This is a genomic window from Staphylococcus sp. AS1337 (assembly GCF_051408735.1).
In the GTDB taxonomy this organism is placed as follows: domain Bacteria; phylum Bacillota; class Bacilli; order Staphylococcales; family Staphylococcaceae; genus Staphylococcus; species Staphylococcus xylosus_B.
Genome location: NZ_JBOIHZ010000001.1, coordinates 44,231 through 59,603, shown reverse-complemented (window position 1 = coordinate 59,603; position 15,373 = coordinate 44,231). Strand labels below are relative to the sequence as shown.

The window sequence follows — 15,373 nt, the reverse complement described above, 5'->3', positions numbered from 1 at the left end:
AATGCAAGATACATTAGATTTACTAGAACATTTGATTCAATTTGATAGCTCTAGTCAGCATACTGCAAACGAAACGATAGACTATTGTGCGGAATGGTTACAAAAAGAAGGTTTGGCGTCAGAAATAATAATAAATAATGGTTATAAGATGCTTGTTTGTAACTTAGGAGAAGGAAATAAAAAACTCGTTTTAAATGGTCATGTTGATGTTGTTAGTGGTAAGAAAAAACAATTTACACCACAAATTGAAGACGGCAAGATTTATGGGCGGGGGTCAGCAGATATGAAAGCAGGTGTCGCTTCATTTATGGTAGCGATGCGTGATTTGAAGAATATTGACTTAGGAGATGTTTGTGTTCAGCTTCAATTAGTAACGGATGAAGAAATTGGAGGATATAACTGCGCTTCATATTTAACGGATCAAGGTTATTTAGGTGATTTTGTAATTTGTGCTGAACCAACACAAATAGGGATTGGCTTTCAAGCTAAAGGTATTTTGCAATTTGATATTCAATTTAAAGGAAAATCAGCTCATGGTAGTAGGCCTTGGGAAGGGGAAAATGCAATTGCTAAAGCAATGGAAGTTTATCATAAGATACTTAATTTACCCTTTGCTAAAGAGTCTACAGATATATTTGAGGCGCCTTCAATTAACCTTGCCAAAATTAAAGGTGGCGAAGTATACAATAAAGTTCCAGATGAATGTTTGATTTCATTTGATATTCGTTATTTACCTAATCAAGATAAAGAAGATATTTTAGCGCAAATTAAAGAGATTACTGATGGTGAAATCTCTTTGAATTTGACTGGCCCAAGTGTTAAAAATGAAATCAGCAATCCTTATATCCAAAAATTGATTCAACATATAAAGATAGTTGAAAATAAAGAGCATGTTGAGGTGTTCGGTCAACATGGTTTCGCAGACACAAGATATTTTTCAAGATATGATGTCCCTGCTATTGAATTCGGTCCATCAGGAGGAGAATGGCATGGTGATGGCGAGTATGCAGTTATTGAATCTTTAGAGACATATAAAGATATTATTATTTCATTTAGTAAGAATTTTGCGCATTAGGAAAAGAATAACTCATTCATCATGAGGGTAAAGTCTTACTGTAACGAAAATTAATTATAACCTTGGAAATAATAAGCAATTCAATTCCAATAATAAATGAGGAGATCTAATGAATAGAATTAATTTAATCACGTTAGGTGTTAAAGATTTGAAAGCATCACTCCAGTTTTATAAAAATATTGGTTTTAAAACAACTGCCGAGGTAACAGATGATAATTTAGCAATCGTGTTTTTTAATAATGACGGTACAAAATTAGAAATTTTTCCTGTTGAAGAATTAGCAAAAGATATAAATGCAGATAGTCCTCCTACAATAACTACGGGTGGTTTTATAGGTATTACTTTAGCTTACAATGCCAAATCTAAAAAGGAAGTCGATTTAATTTTAGAACAAGTCGAGACATTTGGCGCAACAGTTGTTAAACCATCTCAAGATTTAGATTGGGGTGGTTATGGTGGCTATTTTACAGATATCAATGGTTATTATTGGGAAGTTGCATATGGTGATATGTGGGAATTTGATGAACAAAATATGCTGATTATTCCTGATTAAATTCATGAGATTCGGCAACACAATTATTGAGGGTAGACAATATATAACAGTCATAAGCGGAAGAAAAATAACTAATGATTAGGTGATTTAATATGGATGTAAGATTTCCAATCGGTAAATTAGACATACCCGAAAATGTAACATTAGATGATGTTCAAAAATGGCTAGTAGAAATCGACAATTATACACAGCGTTTAAGAGATATAGTTGAAAATATCACTGAAGAAGAGTTAAATAAAACATATCGTGATGGAAGTTGGAATGTACGTCAATTGGTTCACCATATTGCAGACTCCCAACTCAATATGTATCAAAGGTTGAAATTAGCATTAACAGATAATAATCCAATCGTCCCATCATTCAATCAAGAGGAATGGGTAGAATTGGAAGATAGTTCAGCTCCCATTGAATATTCTCTTCACATGTTAGATGGGATTAATGCACGCATTGTAGCATTAGGGAATCATATTGATAAAGATCAATTAGAACGTAAATTCACGCTTAAAGGTAGTGGTGAAATCACAGTTGCTACAAAATTAGCTAAATTGGCATGGCATGAAAACCACCATTTAGCACATATTGAAATTGCGTTATCGAGATAAGTATCACTTTCAATTTCAGGCTAATCATCGGTGGATCAATTAATTAGTAACTAGTATTTATATTGTTACATTTAGCACGAAAAAGCGCTACGGAATCAATTAACTAAGTTGATTTCGTAGCTTTTTTGTGTGCATTTGTTTAAACACGATTAGATAAGTAGTTGTTACTTAATTGATTAGAACTATAGATGTTTATGATGTTATTTAAATCTTAATTGAAATTTTCGCTATATTTAAGAATGAGTTAAGAAACGTTAATAATCAGTTAATGTTAAATGATTTATTTTCGCCGTATTATAAAGCTATGAAAAAATAAATTGAAAGTAGGTATATATTATGAACATAAAAACATTATTTATTTCGGGCACGGTAGCGACATCATTATTACTAGGAGCATGTAATAATATGGACAATAAGAAAGAAGATATGAAAGAAGAAACAAAATCCGAGTCAAAAATGGATAACAAAGACATGAGTGAAAGTAAAAGTATGAAAGAAGGTATGTTTAAAGGAGAAAATAAAGAAAAAGTAGAAGGTAAGGCGATGATTCATGATAATAAATTGATGTTAAAAGACTTTAAATCATCTAAAGGTCCAGATTTACATGTATACCTCACTAAAGATAGCAATATTAAAAAAGGGAATAAAATAGATAAAGTTGATTATGATAAATCAGAGCAAACATTTGATTTGAAAAACATAAATACCGATGAATATAACACCGTAACAATATACTGCGACAAAGCTCATGTAATCTTTGGTTCAGCAGAACTAAAATAATAATCAATTAGCACGTGGATTGACTTCTAGATTATAAGTTGGGTCAATCCACATTATATTATAAAGGAGTGGATTAACAGGATGATATCGAAAATTATATTGCTGATTATTCGATTAGGGTCTGGTTTTTATATGCTATTTCAAGGTTATGAAAAATTAACAGGTGGTTTTGCGATAGATGGTTTAGTATCAGTAATTAAAGAAAACCAGGATTCCCCAGCTTGGTTTAAATTTTTCTTTGAAGCAGTTGTAGCGAATAATCTAGAAATATTTAAATGGATGGTGCAGCTTGGAGAGATCGCTATAGGACTTAGTTTGATTCTTGGTGTGCTTTCTTATACAGCAAGTTTTTTTGGTGTTTTTATAATGTTAAATTACATTCTTGCAGATATGATTTTCACATACCCAATTCAATTGTTTTTCTTTATAATTATATTAATGAATAAAGAGATAATAAATTCAATAAGCTTAAATCATTTTATAAAAAGAAAACAATTAAGGAATGATGAAAATGCCCCACATATTTATAGCGGATGATGAAAAAGATATTAGAGAAATCTGTAAAACCTATTTTGAATTTGAGGGTTATCAAGTAACCCTTGCCGAAAATGGTAAAGAAGCACTTGGGTTCTTAGATGAATCTATAGATTTAATGGTGTTAGACATCATGATGCCTGAAGTAGATGGCTATGACGTGGTCAAAGAAATGAAAGCACAGCAATTAGATATTCCATACATTTATTTAACGGCTAAAACAAGTGAATCAGACACAATTTTTGGGCTAATGTTAGGCGCAGATGATTATGTAAAAAAACCATTTAGCCCAAGAGAACTAGTGATACGAGCGAAAAATTTGTTGGATAGAGTAGCAAAGAAACCTAAAAATCATGAAGTTATCAGTTGTGGTAATCTTAAATTGAATAATATTACTAAAATAGTAGAAATTAACGGTGAAGCTGTACCATTTCGTATTAAAGAGTTTGAGTTACTTTGGTATTTTATGACGCATGAAGATGAAGCTATTTCAAAAACTTCATTAATAGAAGAAGTTTGGGGTTATGAATTTTACGAAGATGTCAATTCACTTAATGTCCACATTCATCGTATTAGAGAGAAATTGGAAAGTAATCATTTTAATGAATATACAATTTCGACAGTTTGGGGACTTGGTTATAAGTTTCAAAGAGGTGTTTAAATGACGATTCGTAAGCAATTAATTTATTCATTTATGGGGTCATTATTTATAACGACGCTTTTGGTTTTTATATTATACAAATTAATGTGGTTCGATGTTCATCAAACTATATTACTTACACTTTGTTCTTTTGTATCAAGCATGATGACAATGGCTATCGCGATATTTTTCTCTGTTCCAACGATTCATAAAATTGAGAGATTAAATGATCGCACTGACCAAATTGCTAAAGGGAATTATAAAGTAGAAGATTTAAATATTCAATCACCGAAAGAATTAAAAGAATTAAGTGATGCCTTTAACCAAATGACTATAAGAATCGATAACCAAATGAATCAAATTAAAGCAGAACAAGATGAAAAATTATATATGGTTCAGAATTTAGCGCATGACTTAAAAACACCGTTAGCTAGTATTAAGTCATATTCAGAAGGGCTTAATGATGGCATGATTTATACTGAATTAGCTAAGCAAGATGCCTATCAAGTGCTTATTAGACAAGCAGACCGTTTAAGTCAAATGTTTGATGATTTAACAGATGTCATGTCTGTAAATAATAAGCGTTCCGATACGCGAATAAATATCGATCAATTATTGATGCCTATTCTAGAATCATATCAACAGTGTTTGAAAAAGGACAAGAGACAATTAGAAGTTAATATTCCACTTAATATAAAGGCTTTCTATCAAGATAAGATCGCATTGGAACGAATTGTTACGAATTTTATAGATAATGCATTAAAATTTTCAGATGCTGATAAAATAGTGACAATTACAGTATTTGAAGATGAACGTAATATGTTAGGAATTTCAGTAAAAGATGGAGGCATAGGTATAAAGGGAGTACATTTAAGATATATTTTTGATAGAACTTATAGAGTAGATAACTCAAGAAATAAAGAAACTGGTGGATCTGGGTTAGGATTATATATTGCGTCGACATTAGCTAAACAAATAGGTGGTAAAATTTCTGTTGATAGCACATTTGGAGAAGGCACGACGATGACAGTGTATTTCCCGAAAAATTAAACGGTTTGATTCATATGATTATTGTATAAAAGGTATGTTGTTTGGGTAATCCAAATTAATGTACCTTTTATTACGTTTGTTTAAATTTAAATCAATAATTAGTAGATAAAGAGCAGAATTTTCGCACTAATTACATTAATGTTACAAAGATTTGAATTGATAGATAAACTATAGAGACTTTCATGACAGTTTTAAAAAAGGGTTTTGTAATAAAAATAACTAGATTGTATGTAATTGGGATGTAAAAAAGACGTCGGTTATTTTAATTTCATTGTAACCTACAAGAGTTTTATGAATGTTATAGTACTATTTGTGAATTAATTGAAGCAGTAAATTATCTATGTGTTTTAGATAATTGAAATTCAATAACAATTTAAAAATAAAATCGAAAATTATCTTCTGGGAGGATTATTAATAATGAAAAAAACAGTAGTAGCATCAACATTAGCAGTAGGATTAGGTGTAACAGGTTTCGCAGCAGGAAATTCAGCAGACGCTTCAGAGCAAGGTGTAGATAAAGCACAATTAGCTCAACAAGCACAAACTAATCCAGAATCATTAAACGAAGCGCCAGTACAAAAAGGTGCTTATAACATTAACTTTAATCATGATAATTTAAACTATAGCTTCCAATCAGACGGCCAATATTGGACTTGGAGCTATGGACAAGGTAATGCTTCAGCAGAGCAACCAACTCAAGAAGCTCAACCACAACAAACAGAGCAAGCATCAACTGAGCAACCAGCTCAACAAGCTGCTCCACAAACTGAACAAACTCAGCAACCAAAACAAGAAACAACTGAACAAACTCAACAACCAAAACAAGAAACAACTGAACAAACTCAACAACCAAAACAAGAAACAACTACAGAAGCTTCAACTTCTTCAAATGAATCAAGTTCAAGTGAAGCTTCAGAAGGTTCATCAGGTGTGAACGCACACTTACAACAAATCGCGCAACGTGAATCAGGTGGCGATATTCATGCTACAAACCCATCATCAGGCGCTTCAGGTAAGTTCCAATTCTTACAAAGCACATGGGATTCAGTAGCACCATCTGAATATCAAGGTCAACCAGCTGGTAATGCACCAGAAGCAGTACAAGACGCTGCAGCACAAAAATTATATGATGAAGTTGGCGCTTCACAATGGGTAACTGCATAATATAATAGAAATTCAAATTTTAATTATATGAATTTTAAGAGGCTAGGACATTAATAAATGTTCTAGCCTCTTATTTGTTATGTTTAATCCTTTTATGTGAACTTAATAAGTTAGCTAATATTAATATTGTTTAAATTGTGCGTAATAAGATTATTAACTATAAAATTTTTTTATTTGGAGTTTGGAAATTAGATAAAGGTATACTTTGTTAGATAGTAATATATAAATATAATTCTGTAATAGCTTAAATGGAATATTTTAGCTATTGATATATTCTAGGTTGCTCTTTTAAATGTGTGAAAAATAAGATCTATGTGTGTATTATTTTCACACTAATTACAAGCATGTTACACAACTAAAAAGTGTACAAATACACTTTTTGCCTCTGTGAAAGTTTTAAGTAGTAATATATGTATAGATAACGTACTTTTTAACGTAATGATGATGTAAAAAATCGATTGCTTTTTTAATTTGGCTGTAACCTACGAGCTTTTTATGGGTGTTATAGTAGTAATTACAAATTAGTTGTAAAAAGTAAACATCTTCGTTTGTTGGAATTGCAATCTAATTTTTAAATCTAAAATATGGAAATTATCTCTTAGGAGGATTATTAATAATGAAAAAAACAGTAATTGCATCAACATTAGCAGTAGGATTAGGTGTTACAGGATTAGCAGCAGGAAATTCAGCGGATGCCTCAGAACAAAATATTGATCAATCAAATTTAGCACAACAAGCTCAAAATAACCCAGAACAATTAAATGAATCAGCATTACATGATGGTTCATATAACTATAATTTTAATCAAAACGGAGTAAACTACAACTTTACTTCAGATGGTGAAAACTTTAGCTGGAACTATGGTGAAGGATCAGGAGAAGGTTCAACTAGCTCATCAGCACAAAATACAGATAATAGTGAACAACAAAGTGAACAAGCGGCACAAACTGAACAAGCTTCAAGTGGACAATCTGAACAAGCACAACAATCAACTCAACAAAGTGCACCACAACAAGAGTCAACTCAACAACCACAACAAGAAACAACTAAACAATCTTCAGCTAGCTCAAACGAATCAAGCTCAAATGAAGCTTCAGAAAGTTCATCAGGTGTGAACTCACACTTGCAACAAATCGCACAACGTGAATCAGGTGGCGATATTCATGCTACAAACGCGTCATCAGGCGCTTCAGGTAAGTTCCAATTCTTACAAAGCACATGGGATTCAGTAGCACCATCTGAATATCAAGGTCAACCAGCTGGTAATGCACCAGAAGCTGTACAAGACGCTGCAGCCCAAAAATTATATGATGAAGTTGGCCCTTCACAATGGGTGACTGCATAATATAGATATTCAGTATCAAAAAGATTATAAACTTTAATAATAAGATAACGGTTGGGGCATATACATGTCTCAGCCGTTATTTTTTATTTTGACAATTTCTTTAAACTCAATAAATTATCGATGTAAATATGGGTATACATAAAATAATACAACTCGTAGTTTTAATGAGAATTTTAAACGATAAACAAATTTGTGGAATATAGATAGGGGTAATTAGAATGAGAAAACTTGTAGTGTTCTTGCATAGTTCTTTGGACGGTTTTGTTGAAGGCTCTCAAGGTGCCATGGATATTGGATGGATTGCTTACAATCATGAATTGGAAGATTTTGCTAATGAAGTGTTGAAAACTGCAGACACAATTGTTTGGGGACGCAAAACATATGAAATGATGTATGATTATTGGCCAACAGTATCATCAAATGAAAATGCTTCTAAACATGAACTTAATCACGCTAAATGGATTGAAAATGTTGAAAAAGTCGTATTCTCAAAAGCTTTGAACAGTGTCGATTGGCATAACTCACGATTAGTTAAAAAGAATGTTAAAGATGAAATCATTCATATGAAGCAACAAGAAGGTAAAGATATTGTAGTATTGGGAAGCCCTCGGTTCGCACATTATTTGATGCAATTAGATGTAGTGGATGAATATAAAATTACTGTTTCTCCTACACTGATTGGTAAAGGATTGCCATTATTTCAAAATATACACGAACAAGTAGATTTGAAATTAATTGATAGCAAAACGTTTGAATCGGGTGCTTTAGGACTTATATATCAAAAAAATAAAGAGTAAACAGAAAGTAGAGGTTGGTTAAGTAACCGACTTCTATTTTTTGAACAGTACTTTAACATCATTTGTTGTAATATCGAACTTCTTCATTTTAAAAAACGCTTCTGTAACACGTTTGATTTGTTCAGGAGTTCCTTTACTAATCATTTCGTCCATTTGTTTAGGTGCAATTTGTCATGAAACATCAAATTGGTCCTGAACCCAACCATATTTTCACTGAAATCATATTGAGCTAAAGGCATAATAGCTCTGCCATTTTCTATTGATTTTTGATAAATATCTTCTAATAAATTTGTCTCAGATTGTTTAAATAATACTGTAAAAGAAATTGAAGGATTCTTTACAAAATAAGGTCCAACGTTAATTGCAATAAAACGGAATCCATAAATATAGAAAATGAGCTGATTAGCGTATCGAGACGGGGTGTCTTTCAACGTGACTTCTGTAATAAAATTTGTTTTTGGAAATATATTTTTATAAAAGTCAAAAGCTTTTTCTGCTTCGGTATCAAACCATAAATGTGGCACAATTTTTTGGTGAGTCATGACTTCATCTCCCATTTTTTAATTTAATACATGTTACATACCCGTTTTACATAGATTGAAGAAATAATGATGGAATAATTAATTTATAATAAAAAAGCTGAGACATTTGTATATCTCAGCTCAGACTGTCAAAAAAGTGTCTGACTTTGTAGGCAGCTTTTTTATGCACGCTTTCCGCAAGCACTTCCTTTTTGATCTGAAATGCCACTGCTAAAAATAACTATACAAATATAAATAGACAAACCTTAGGTGAACTATCACCTAAGGTTTGTCTCAGCTCTAAATATGATTTTAGAAATATCGATTAAGTTGAAATACACTTATAGTTAGTCTGTTAGTACAATCGATATTTTAATATGTGCTTAATGCGTTTATTGATTTACTAATTCTTTGAAATTTTCTAAGCGATTAGCTTTTTCTTCGTCACTAATATCATGTTTTTTTACGTAACGATTATTTTCATGAGTTGCACATTCATGAGAGCAAGCACCTAAGTAACGTGCTTCATTCTCTTCTGACACGAGAATTTGTTTATTACACTCAGGATTGCTACAGTTGATATAACGTTCACATGGCGTACCATCAAACCACTCTTTACCTACAACTGTCTTATCTACATGGTTCACTTCTACACTGATACGTTCATCAAAAACATACATTTTACCGTCCCAAAATTCACCTTTTGTTTCTGGATCTTTACCATAAGTAGCTATGCCACCTTCAAGTTGGCTCACATTTTCGAAGCCTTCTTTTAATAAATAACCTGAGAATTTTTCGCAACGAATACCGCCAGTACAGTAGGTTACAATTTTTTTATCCATAAATTGATCTTTGTTTTCTTTAATCCAATCAGGTAAATCTCTGAATCTTGTAATATCAGGACGAACTGCACCACGGAAATGACCAAGGTCATATTCATAATCATTTCTCGCGTCAATAACGATTGTATCGTCGTCTAGTAATGCTTCTCTAAATTCTTTTGGAGATAAATAATCACCAGTTAATTCTCTTGGATTTACATCGTCTTCAAGGTCTAAAGCTACGATTTCTTGTCTTGGGCGAACATGCATTTTCTTGAAAGCATGTCCTTCTGCTTCATCAACTTTAAAAGTAATATCTTGAAATCTTTCATCAGATTTTAATGCAGCCATATATTTATCGGTAGCTTCAATCGTACCTGAGACTGTACCATTAATGCCTTCTGTCGATACTAAAATACGCCCTTTAAGCTCTAGTTCTTTACAAAACTCTAAATGTTCTGTGGCAAAAGTTTCGGGGTCTTCAATAGTTGTATAATTATAATACAATAATACTCTGTAATCCATAATACTATTCTCCTCTAATTGATTTTTATAGTTATTCATTTATATTAATTTTAGGTTATAGTGGTTCGCGTAAAAAGTATGCATCAAGTTTTATTAAATATAAGAACAGTTTATACTTTGAATAAAAGCACAAAATTCTCCTTATTACATTGTAACAAAAAAGGGATAATATTCAATTTATAAATTTGGCTAAATTAAATATTTTAATTAAATGATTAATAGACTGACAGTATTATCTAATCGAAAATATGTTAAATACAAATATTAGCTGAAATTAATAACTCTTCCGTTGCTATTTGTAAAAATTTTGTTTTTAAATTATATAATATTAGTTGATTTTACTTTTCACAAAATGACAAGCCTAGTATAAATAGAAGTTATTGAGATATCCTGTGAGAATTACTATACTTTATTAAATATAAGAAGCAAAAGGAGTGATAATGATGGAAACAGTTTATTTAGCAGGTGGGTGTTTATGGGGCGTGCAAGCCTTTGTCAAAACACTTCCTGGTGTTGTTAATACTGAGGCGGGTAGAGCTAATGGTATTTCGAATATTTTAGAGGGCGAATATGACGGTTATGTGGAAGTTGTTAAGACAGACTTTGACCCTGAAAAAGTAACAATAACAAAGTTGATGGGATATTTATTTGAAATTATTGATCCATACAGTGTAAATAAGCAAGGGGAAGATATTGGTTTGAAATATAGAACTGGTTTATATAGTGAAAACCCTAAACACTTGAAAGAAGCTCAATCTTTTATAGATTTATGTGATAATCATCACCTTATTGCAACAGAAGTGTTACCTTTAACAAATTACGTTAAAAGTGCTAGAGAACATCAAGACCGATTATCCAAATTTCCAAATGATTATTGTCATATACCAAAAGAGCTTGTTAATAAATATAAATAGTAACAAACGATTTAAATGAATCTTAAATATATTAGTGAGGTGTGAATGTTATACTTCCTTTTTATCTTTTTGAATATTGGCGAATAATTGATACTTAAATAATAGTATTAAGACACTCTAACTATTGTGAATACGTGGAAAAACTGTTGAATGAAATACCATCTTATTATACAGAATGTTTTATAGTATGATATAAAATAGGAAAGTGATAAGGAAAAGCAATGATTGTGAATTTAAAGTTAGACATAATAAGTAAATGTTAAAGATAGTGAAGCAGGTTATTGATTTAATTCAATGCTTTTTGTAGAAGGGAAGATAAATTTGGAAAAGAAAAAAATTTCAGCAGAAGATGTAGCTAAACTTGCTAAAGTATCACAATCGACGGTTTCTAGAGTTTTTTCGCCAGGTAAAAGTGTTTCAGAAAACACAAGAAAAAGAGTAATGAAGGTAGCAGATGAATTGAATTATAAACCGAATGCTTTAGCTAGAGGTTTAATTACAAATAAATCAAAATTGATTGGGATAGCAATGAAAAATAAACAAAATCCATTTTATCATGAGGTGCTATCATTATTTACACAAAAATTGAAAACCTTTGGGTATTCTGTGCTTTTTGTATATACAGAAAATGAAGAAATTCAGCAGGAAGAAATTAACCAATTTATAGAATATAATGTTGAATCTATTATAATCACTGATGCTGTATTATCTTCAGAATTAGTAAAAAAATTAAAAAGTTCAAATATACCTGTAATTCTATTTAATAGATATGATGAAACTTTGAATTGTAATTCTGTATCAAGTGATAATTACTTTGCTGCAAAATCAATAGCTAAATATTTTTTTGATAAAGGTTATACAAATAATTTATATGTATCTGGGCCAAGTAACACTTCTACTAATAGAGATAGATTATACGGATTCAAAGATTATTTTAAAGGAAAAGGCCAAGATATAGACATTATTGAAGGAGATTTCAGTTTTGAAACAGCCTATCAAAAAGCTCTGAGTTACTTTAAGAAAGGCAAGAAGCCGGAAGGTGTGTTTGGAGCAAATGATATAACAGCTTTAGGGATTCTCGAAGCAGCAAAAAAGATGAATTTTGATATACCTAAAGATATGGAAATAATAGGGTTTGATGATATAAAAATGGCAGCATGGCCCAATAACCAATTAACTACTTGGGGCCAGCCTTTAGATCAAATGATAAACGAGACGATTAATATTTTAATTAATGGTGACTTTAAAAAGGTAGAACAAATAAAGTTAAAAGGAAAATTAAAGCTTAGAAATACAACAAAGTGATTGACAATTGGAAGCGCTTACTCTAAGATAGAACGAAATATTGCATACGTATGCAATGGTTTTTTATCTTTGTTTGCATACGTATGCAAAAGTGAAAGGGGACTTTAATATGTCTTATATATTAAAAAAAGGTAAAAATCAGGAAGATATAAAGCAGTCTGACGAAAAGGTAAGTAAAATTGTAAGTAACACAATAAAGACAATTGAAAATGAAGGTGATAAAGCATTACGTGATTTGTCTATTAAATTTGATAATTGGAACCCGGAGTCATTTAAATTAAATGAAAAGCAGATTCAAAAAATTATAAATAACATACCACAACAGGTTAAAGATGATATCGCTTTTGCCCAACAAAACATTGAAAATTTTGCAAAAGCTCAAAAAGAGTCATTGAAAGATTTTGAAGTAGAAAATTTACCTGGTGTTATTTTAGGTCAAAAAAATATACCAGTAGAAAGTGTGGGATGTTATATACCAGGGGGACGATACCCAATGATTGCTTCTTCCCATATGAGTATATTAACAGCTAAGGTTGCTGGAGTTAAACGAGTAATTGCATGTACACCGCCGATAAATGGAGAGATTCCAGAAACCACTGTATATGCAATGTATAAAGCTGGTGCTGATGAAATATATATTTTAGGTGGAATTCAAGCAATGGGTGGCATGGCAATAGGTACAGAGAGTATTGAGGCTGTTGATATGATTGTAGGTCCAGGCAACGCTTTTGTTGCAGAATCAAAACGTCAACTTTTTGGAAGAGTAGGGATTGATTTATTAGCAGGTCCTACTGAAACTTTAGTAATTGCGGATGAATCTTCTGAACCAGAAATGATTGCAACTGATATTTTAGGACAAGGTGAACATGGTCCTACTTCACCTGGTGCAATTATTTCTACGTCTGAAGAAGTTGCTAAAATTGCTATTGAAGAAATTGATAAACAATTACTAACCTTGCCCACTGCAGATGTAGCTAGAGAATCTTGGGATAAATATGGTCAGGTGATAATCGTAGAAAATGAACAAGAAGCAATAAATGAAGCAAATAAATTAGCATATGAACATGTTGAAGTTTTAACGAAAAACCCAAATTATTTTTTAGATAATTTAACGAATTATGGAGCATTATTCCTTGGGCCAGAAACAAACGTAGCATATGGAGATAAAGTGATAGGCACAAATCATACATTACCAACTAAAAAAGCAGCGCGCTATACAGGTGGTTTATGGGTAGGTAAATTCATCAAGACAGTAACTTATCAAAAAGTAACATCTGAAAATCAAAGCGCTTATATAGGTGAATACGCAGCGCGTTTATGTGAATATGAAAATTTTGCTGGACATGCAGAGCAAGCTTTACTACGAGTGAGAAAGTATGGAGATAAAGGAAATAATTAATTTCCTAAAGGGGGACATACTTATATGTGGGGTATATTAGGATTAATTGGTGGATTAGCTATATTGACTATTTTAGTTATGAGAGGGATGAATTTACTTATTGCTGCGCCTTTGTCTGCGTTAATTGTAGGAGTGTTTAATGGACTTCCTTTATTTTCTCAACTTGCAGTTGGTAAACAGACGGACTTCGTGACAAGTTATATGGATGGATTTTCTGGTTTTGTCACTTCTTGGTATCTTATGTTTCTAACAGGCGCGATATTTGGAAAAGTTATGGAAGATAGTGGCGCAGCAGAAAGTGTTTCTCATTGGATAATAAAAAAAATAGGGATGAAACGAGCAGTTTTAGCTATTGTATTAGCATGTGGCGTATTAACGTATGGTGGCGTTAGTTTATTTGTTGTAGCATTTGCAGTATATCCGATGGCAGTAAATTTGTTTAAAGAATCTGATTTTCCAAGAAGATTTATTCCTGCAACACTAGCGTTGGGGTCCACAACTTTTACGATGACTTCAGCAGGTTCTCCAGAGATACAAAACTGGATTCCTATACCATATTTACATACTAGTCCCTATGCTGGTTGGGGTGTTAGTTTAGTTACTGCATTATTTATGCTGATTGCTGGTTATTTATGGTTAATGCATATGATAAAAAAAGCCAAAAGAAAAGGAGAGCATTTTATTAGTAGGGAAAATGATGAGGTTGAATCTAGAAAAGGGTTACCTAATCCATTTTTAAGTATTATCCCTTTGTTAATAGTATTGGTTGTAGCTTTTGTTTTGCATGATGTACTTGAGCAATCTGCCTTAATAATTGCTCTTACAAGTGGTGTTATTGCTACTTGGATATTAAATAAATCTTATTTCAGAGATTTTTGGAAAGCTGTTGGTAATGGGACTGAAGGAGCATTAATTGCACTTGGTAATACTTCTGCTGTTGTTGGATTTGGTAGTGTTGCTCAAGTAACCCCTGCCTTTAAAAGCGCAATTGATTACGTGACCAGTTTACCTGGCTCCCCTTTAATAACTGGGGCATTTGCAGTAATGGTGATTGCTGGTCTAACAGGGTCATCTTCTGGTGGTCAATCGATAGCGCTTCCTATATTAGGTCCCCATTATTTAGATATGGGGGTTAATGCAGATGCCTTACACAGAACAGTTTCTATGTCATCTGGAACTTTAGACTCCTTACCACATGGCGGATATGCTGTTACTACTATTAGATCAATTGCGGGCGAATCTCATAAAGATGCCTATCCTGCCTTTGGAGCCATGACTGTTATAATTCCGCTTCTTGCAGTTATTATAGCAGTAACCTTATTTATGATAGGATTTTAAACATTATTAA

16 protein-coding genes are annotated in these 15,373 nt (G+C 32.0%); 14 read left to right on the top strand and 2 right to left on the bottom strand.

Features of this window, described 5'->3' with window-relative positions; all coding sequences use genetic code 11:
• The first annotated feature begins 1 nt into the window (after position 1).
• The 10 genes from ACSUE0_RS00275 to ACSUE0_RS00230 all read left to right on the top strand — a co-directional run bounded on the left by ACSUE0_RS00275 (position 2) and on the right by ACSUE0_RS00230 (position 8,540).
• On the top strand, positions 2–1,075 hold the full coding sequence (locus ACSUE0_RS00275) for a M20 family metallopeptidase (protein ID WP_119613944.1): 1,074 nt from the start codon (positions 2–4) through the stop codon (positions 1,073–1,075).
• Between the two features lie 109 nt (positions 1,076–1,184).
• The gene (locus ACSUE0_RS00270) at positions 1,185–1,628 is read left to right on the top strand and encodes a VOC family protein (RefSeq protein ID WP_436955489.1); all 444 of its coding nucleotides are present in this window, start codon (positions 1,185–1,187) and stop codon (positions 1,626–1,628) included.
• A 92-nt stretch (positions 1,629–1,720) separates the two neighbouring features.
• Positions 1,721–2,230, top strand: coding sequence for a YfiT family bacillithiol transferase (locus tag ACSUE0_RS00265; protein WP_119613946.1), 510 nt, complete (start codon positions 1,721–1,723; stop codon positions 2,228–2,230).
• Between the two features lie 336 nt (positions 2,231–2,566).
• Positions 2,567–3,010, top strand: a complete 444-nt coding sequence (locus ACSUE0_RS00260; RefSeq protein WP_119613947.1) for a DM13 domain-containing protein — start codon at positions 2,567–2,569, stop codon at positions 3,008–3,010.
• 84 nt (positions 3,011–3,094) lie between these two features.
• Positions 3,095–3,547 carry a DoxX family membrane protein gene (locus ACSUE0_RS00255; protein WP_436955977.1) on the top strand — a complete coding sequence of 151 codons (453 nt, stop codon included), beginning with the start codon at positions 3,095–3,097 and terminating at the stop codon, positions 3,545–3,547.
• On the top strand, positions 3,522–4,205 hold the full coding sequence (locus ACSUE0_RS00250; protein WP_436955486.1) for a response regulator transcription factor: 684 nt from the start codon (positions 3,522–3,524) through the stop codon (positions 4,203–4,205). The genes ACSUE0_RS00255 and ACSUE0_RS00250 overlap by 26 nt, the downstream gene beginning before the upstream one ends.
• Positions 4,206–5,234 (top strand): sensor histidine kinase, encoded by a 1,029-nt coding sequence (locus tag ACSUE0_RS00245; RefSeq protein ID WP_119613950.1) that lies wholly within the window; start codon positions 4,206–4,208, stop codon positions 5,232–5,234. It begins immediately after the preceding gene.
• A gap of 417 nt (positions 5,235–5,651) precedes the next feature.
• Positions 5,652–6,398 carry a transglycosylase family protein gene (locus tag ACSUE0_RS00240; RefSeq protein ID WP_436955483.1) on the top strand — a complete coding sequence of 249 codons (747 nt, stop codon included), beginning with the start codon at positions 5,652–5,654 and terminating at the stop codon, positions 6,396–6,398.
• Positions 6,399–7,014: 616 nt separating this feature from the next.
• Positions 7,015–7,743: a transglycosylase family protein gene (locus ACSUE0_RS00235; RefSeq protein ID WP_119614860.1), complete on the top strand. Its 729-nt coding sequence runs from the start codon at positions 7,015–7,017 to the stop codon at positions 7,741–7,743.
• 218 nt (positions 7,744–7,961) lie between these two features.
• Positions 7,962–8,540, top strand: a complete 579-nt coding sequence (locus ACSUE0_RS00230; protein WP_119614859.1) for a dihydrofolate reductase family protein — start codon at positions 7,962–7,964, stop codon at positions 8,538–8,540.
• A 140-nt stretch (positions 8,541–8,680) separates the two neighbouring features.
• Here ACSUE0_RS00230 and ACSUE0_RS00225 read toward each other — a convergent pair whose 3' ends face one another.
• Together ACSUE0_RS00225 and trhO are read right to left on the bottom strand one after the other, a co-directional pair.
• Positions 8,681–9,082: a VOC family protein gene (locus tag ACSUE0_RS00225; protein ID WP_436955481.1), complete on the bottom strand. Its 402-nt coding sequence runs from the start codon at positions 9,080–9,082 to the stop codon at positions 8,681–8,683.
• A 371-nt stretch (positions 9,083–9,453) separates the two neighbouring features.
• Positions 9,454–10,407, bottom strand: coding sequence for an oxygen-dependent tRNA uridine(34) hydroxylase TrhO (gene trhO / locus ACSUE0_RS00220; RefSeq protein ID WP_436955479.1), 954 nt, complete (start codon positions 10,405–10,407; stop codon positions 9,454–9,456).
• A 443-nt stretch (positions 10,408–10,850) separates the two neighbouring features.
• Here trhO and ACSUE0_RS00215 point away from each other — a divergent pair, with 443 nt between their 5' ends.
• The 4 genes from ACSUE0_RS00215 (at position 10,851) to ACSUE0_RS00200 (ending at position 15,363) form a co-directional block, all read left to right on the top strand.
• Positions 10,851–11,321, top strand: a complete 471-nt coding sequence (locus ACSUE0_RS00215; RefSeq protein WP_119614857.1) for a peptide-methionine (S)-S-oxide reductase — start codon at positions 10,851–10,853, stop codon at positions 11,319–11,321.
• A 294-nt stretch (positions 11,322–11,615) separates the two neighbouring features.
• A complete protein-coding gene (locus tag ACSUE0_RS00210; protein ID WP_436955477.1) occupies positions 11,616–12,626 on the top strand; it encodes a LacI family DNA-binding transcriptional regulator in 1,011 nt (336 codons plus the stop codon).
• Positions 12,627–12,735: 109 nt separating this feature from the next.
• The gene (hisD, locus tag ACSUE0_RS00205) at positions 12,736–14,025 is read left to right on the top strand and encodes a histidinol dehydrogenase (protein WP_119614855.1); all 1,290 of its coding nucleotides are present in this window, start codon (positions 12,736–12,738) and stop codon (positions 14,023–14,025) included.
• A 24-nt stretch (positions 14,026–14,049) separates the two neighbouring features.
• On the top strand, positions 14,050–15,363 hold the full coding sequence (locus ACSUE0_RS00200) for a GntP family permease (RefSeq protein ID WP_119614854.1): 1,314 nt from the start codon (positions 14,050–14,052) through the stop codon (positions 15,361–15,363).
• The last annotated feature ends 10 nt before the right edge of the window (positions 15,364–15,373 follow it).

Coding starts and splice junctions, on each gene's coding strand:
- trhO (WP_436955479.1), bottom strand. CDS start 10,407: ATGGATTACAGAGTATTATTGTATTATAATTATACAACTATTGAAGAC.
- ACSUE0_RS00225 (WP_436955481.1), bottom strand. CDS start 9,082: ATGACTCACCAAAAAATTGTGCCACATTTATGGTTTGATACCGAAGCA.
- ACSUE0_RS00270 (WP_436955489.1), top strand. CDS start 1,185: ATGAATAGAATTAATTTAATCACGTTAGGTGTTAAAGATTTGAAAGCA.
- ACSUE0_RS00260 (WP_119613947.1), top strand. CDS start 2,567: ATGAACATAAAAACATTATTTATTTCGGGCACGGTAGCGACATCATTA.
- ACSUE0_RS00240 (WP_436955483.1), top strand. CDS start 5,652: ATGAAAAAAACAGTAGTAGCATCAACATTAGCAGTAGGATTAGGTGTA.
- ACSUE0_RS00215 (WP_119614857.1), top strand. CDS start 10,851: ATGGAAACAGTTTATTTAGCAGGTGGGTGTTTATGGGGCGTGCAAGCC.
- ACSUE0_RS00230 (WP_119614859.1), top strand. CDS start 7,962: ATGAGAAAACTTGTAGTGTTCTTGCATAGTTCTTTGGACGGTTTTGTT.
- ACSUE0_RS00265 (WP_119613946.1), top strand. CDS start 1,721: ATGGATGTAAGATTTCCAATCGGTAAATTAGACATACCCGAAAATGTA.
- ACSUE0_RS00245 (WP_119613950.1), top strand. CDS start 4,206: ATGACGATTCGTAAGCAATTAATTTATTCATTTATGGGGTCATTATTT.
- ACSUE0_RS00250 (WP_436955486.1), top strand. CDS start 3,522: ATGCCCCACATATTTATAGCGGATGATGAAAAAGATATTAGAGAAATC.
- ACSUE0_RS00210 (WP_436955477.1), top strand. CDS start 11,616: ATGCTTTTTGTAGAAGGGAAGATAAATTTGGAAAAGAAAAAAATTTCA.
- ACSUE0_RS00200 (WP_119614854.1), top strand. CDS start 14,050: ATGTGGGGTATATTAGGATTAATTGGTGGATTAGCTATATTGACTATT.
- ACSUE0_RS00275 (WP_119613944.1), top strand. CDS start 2: ATGCAAGATACATTAGATTTACTAGAACATTTGATTCAATTTGATAGC.
- hisD (WP_119614855.1), top strand. CDS start 12,736: ATGTCTTATATATTAAAAAAAGGTAAAAATCAGGAAGATATAAAGCAG.
- ACSUE0_RS00235 (WP_119614860.1), top strand. CDS start 7,015: ATGAAAAAAACAGTAATTGCATCAACATTAGCAGTAGGATTAGGTGTT.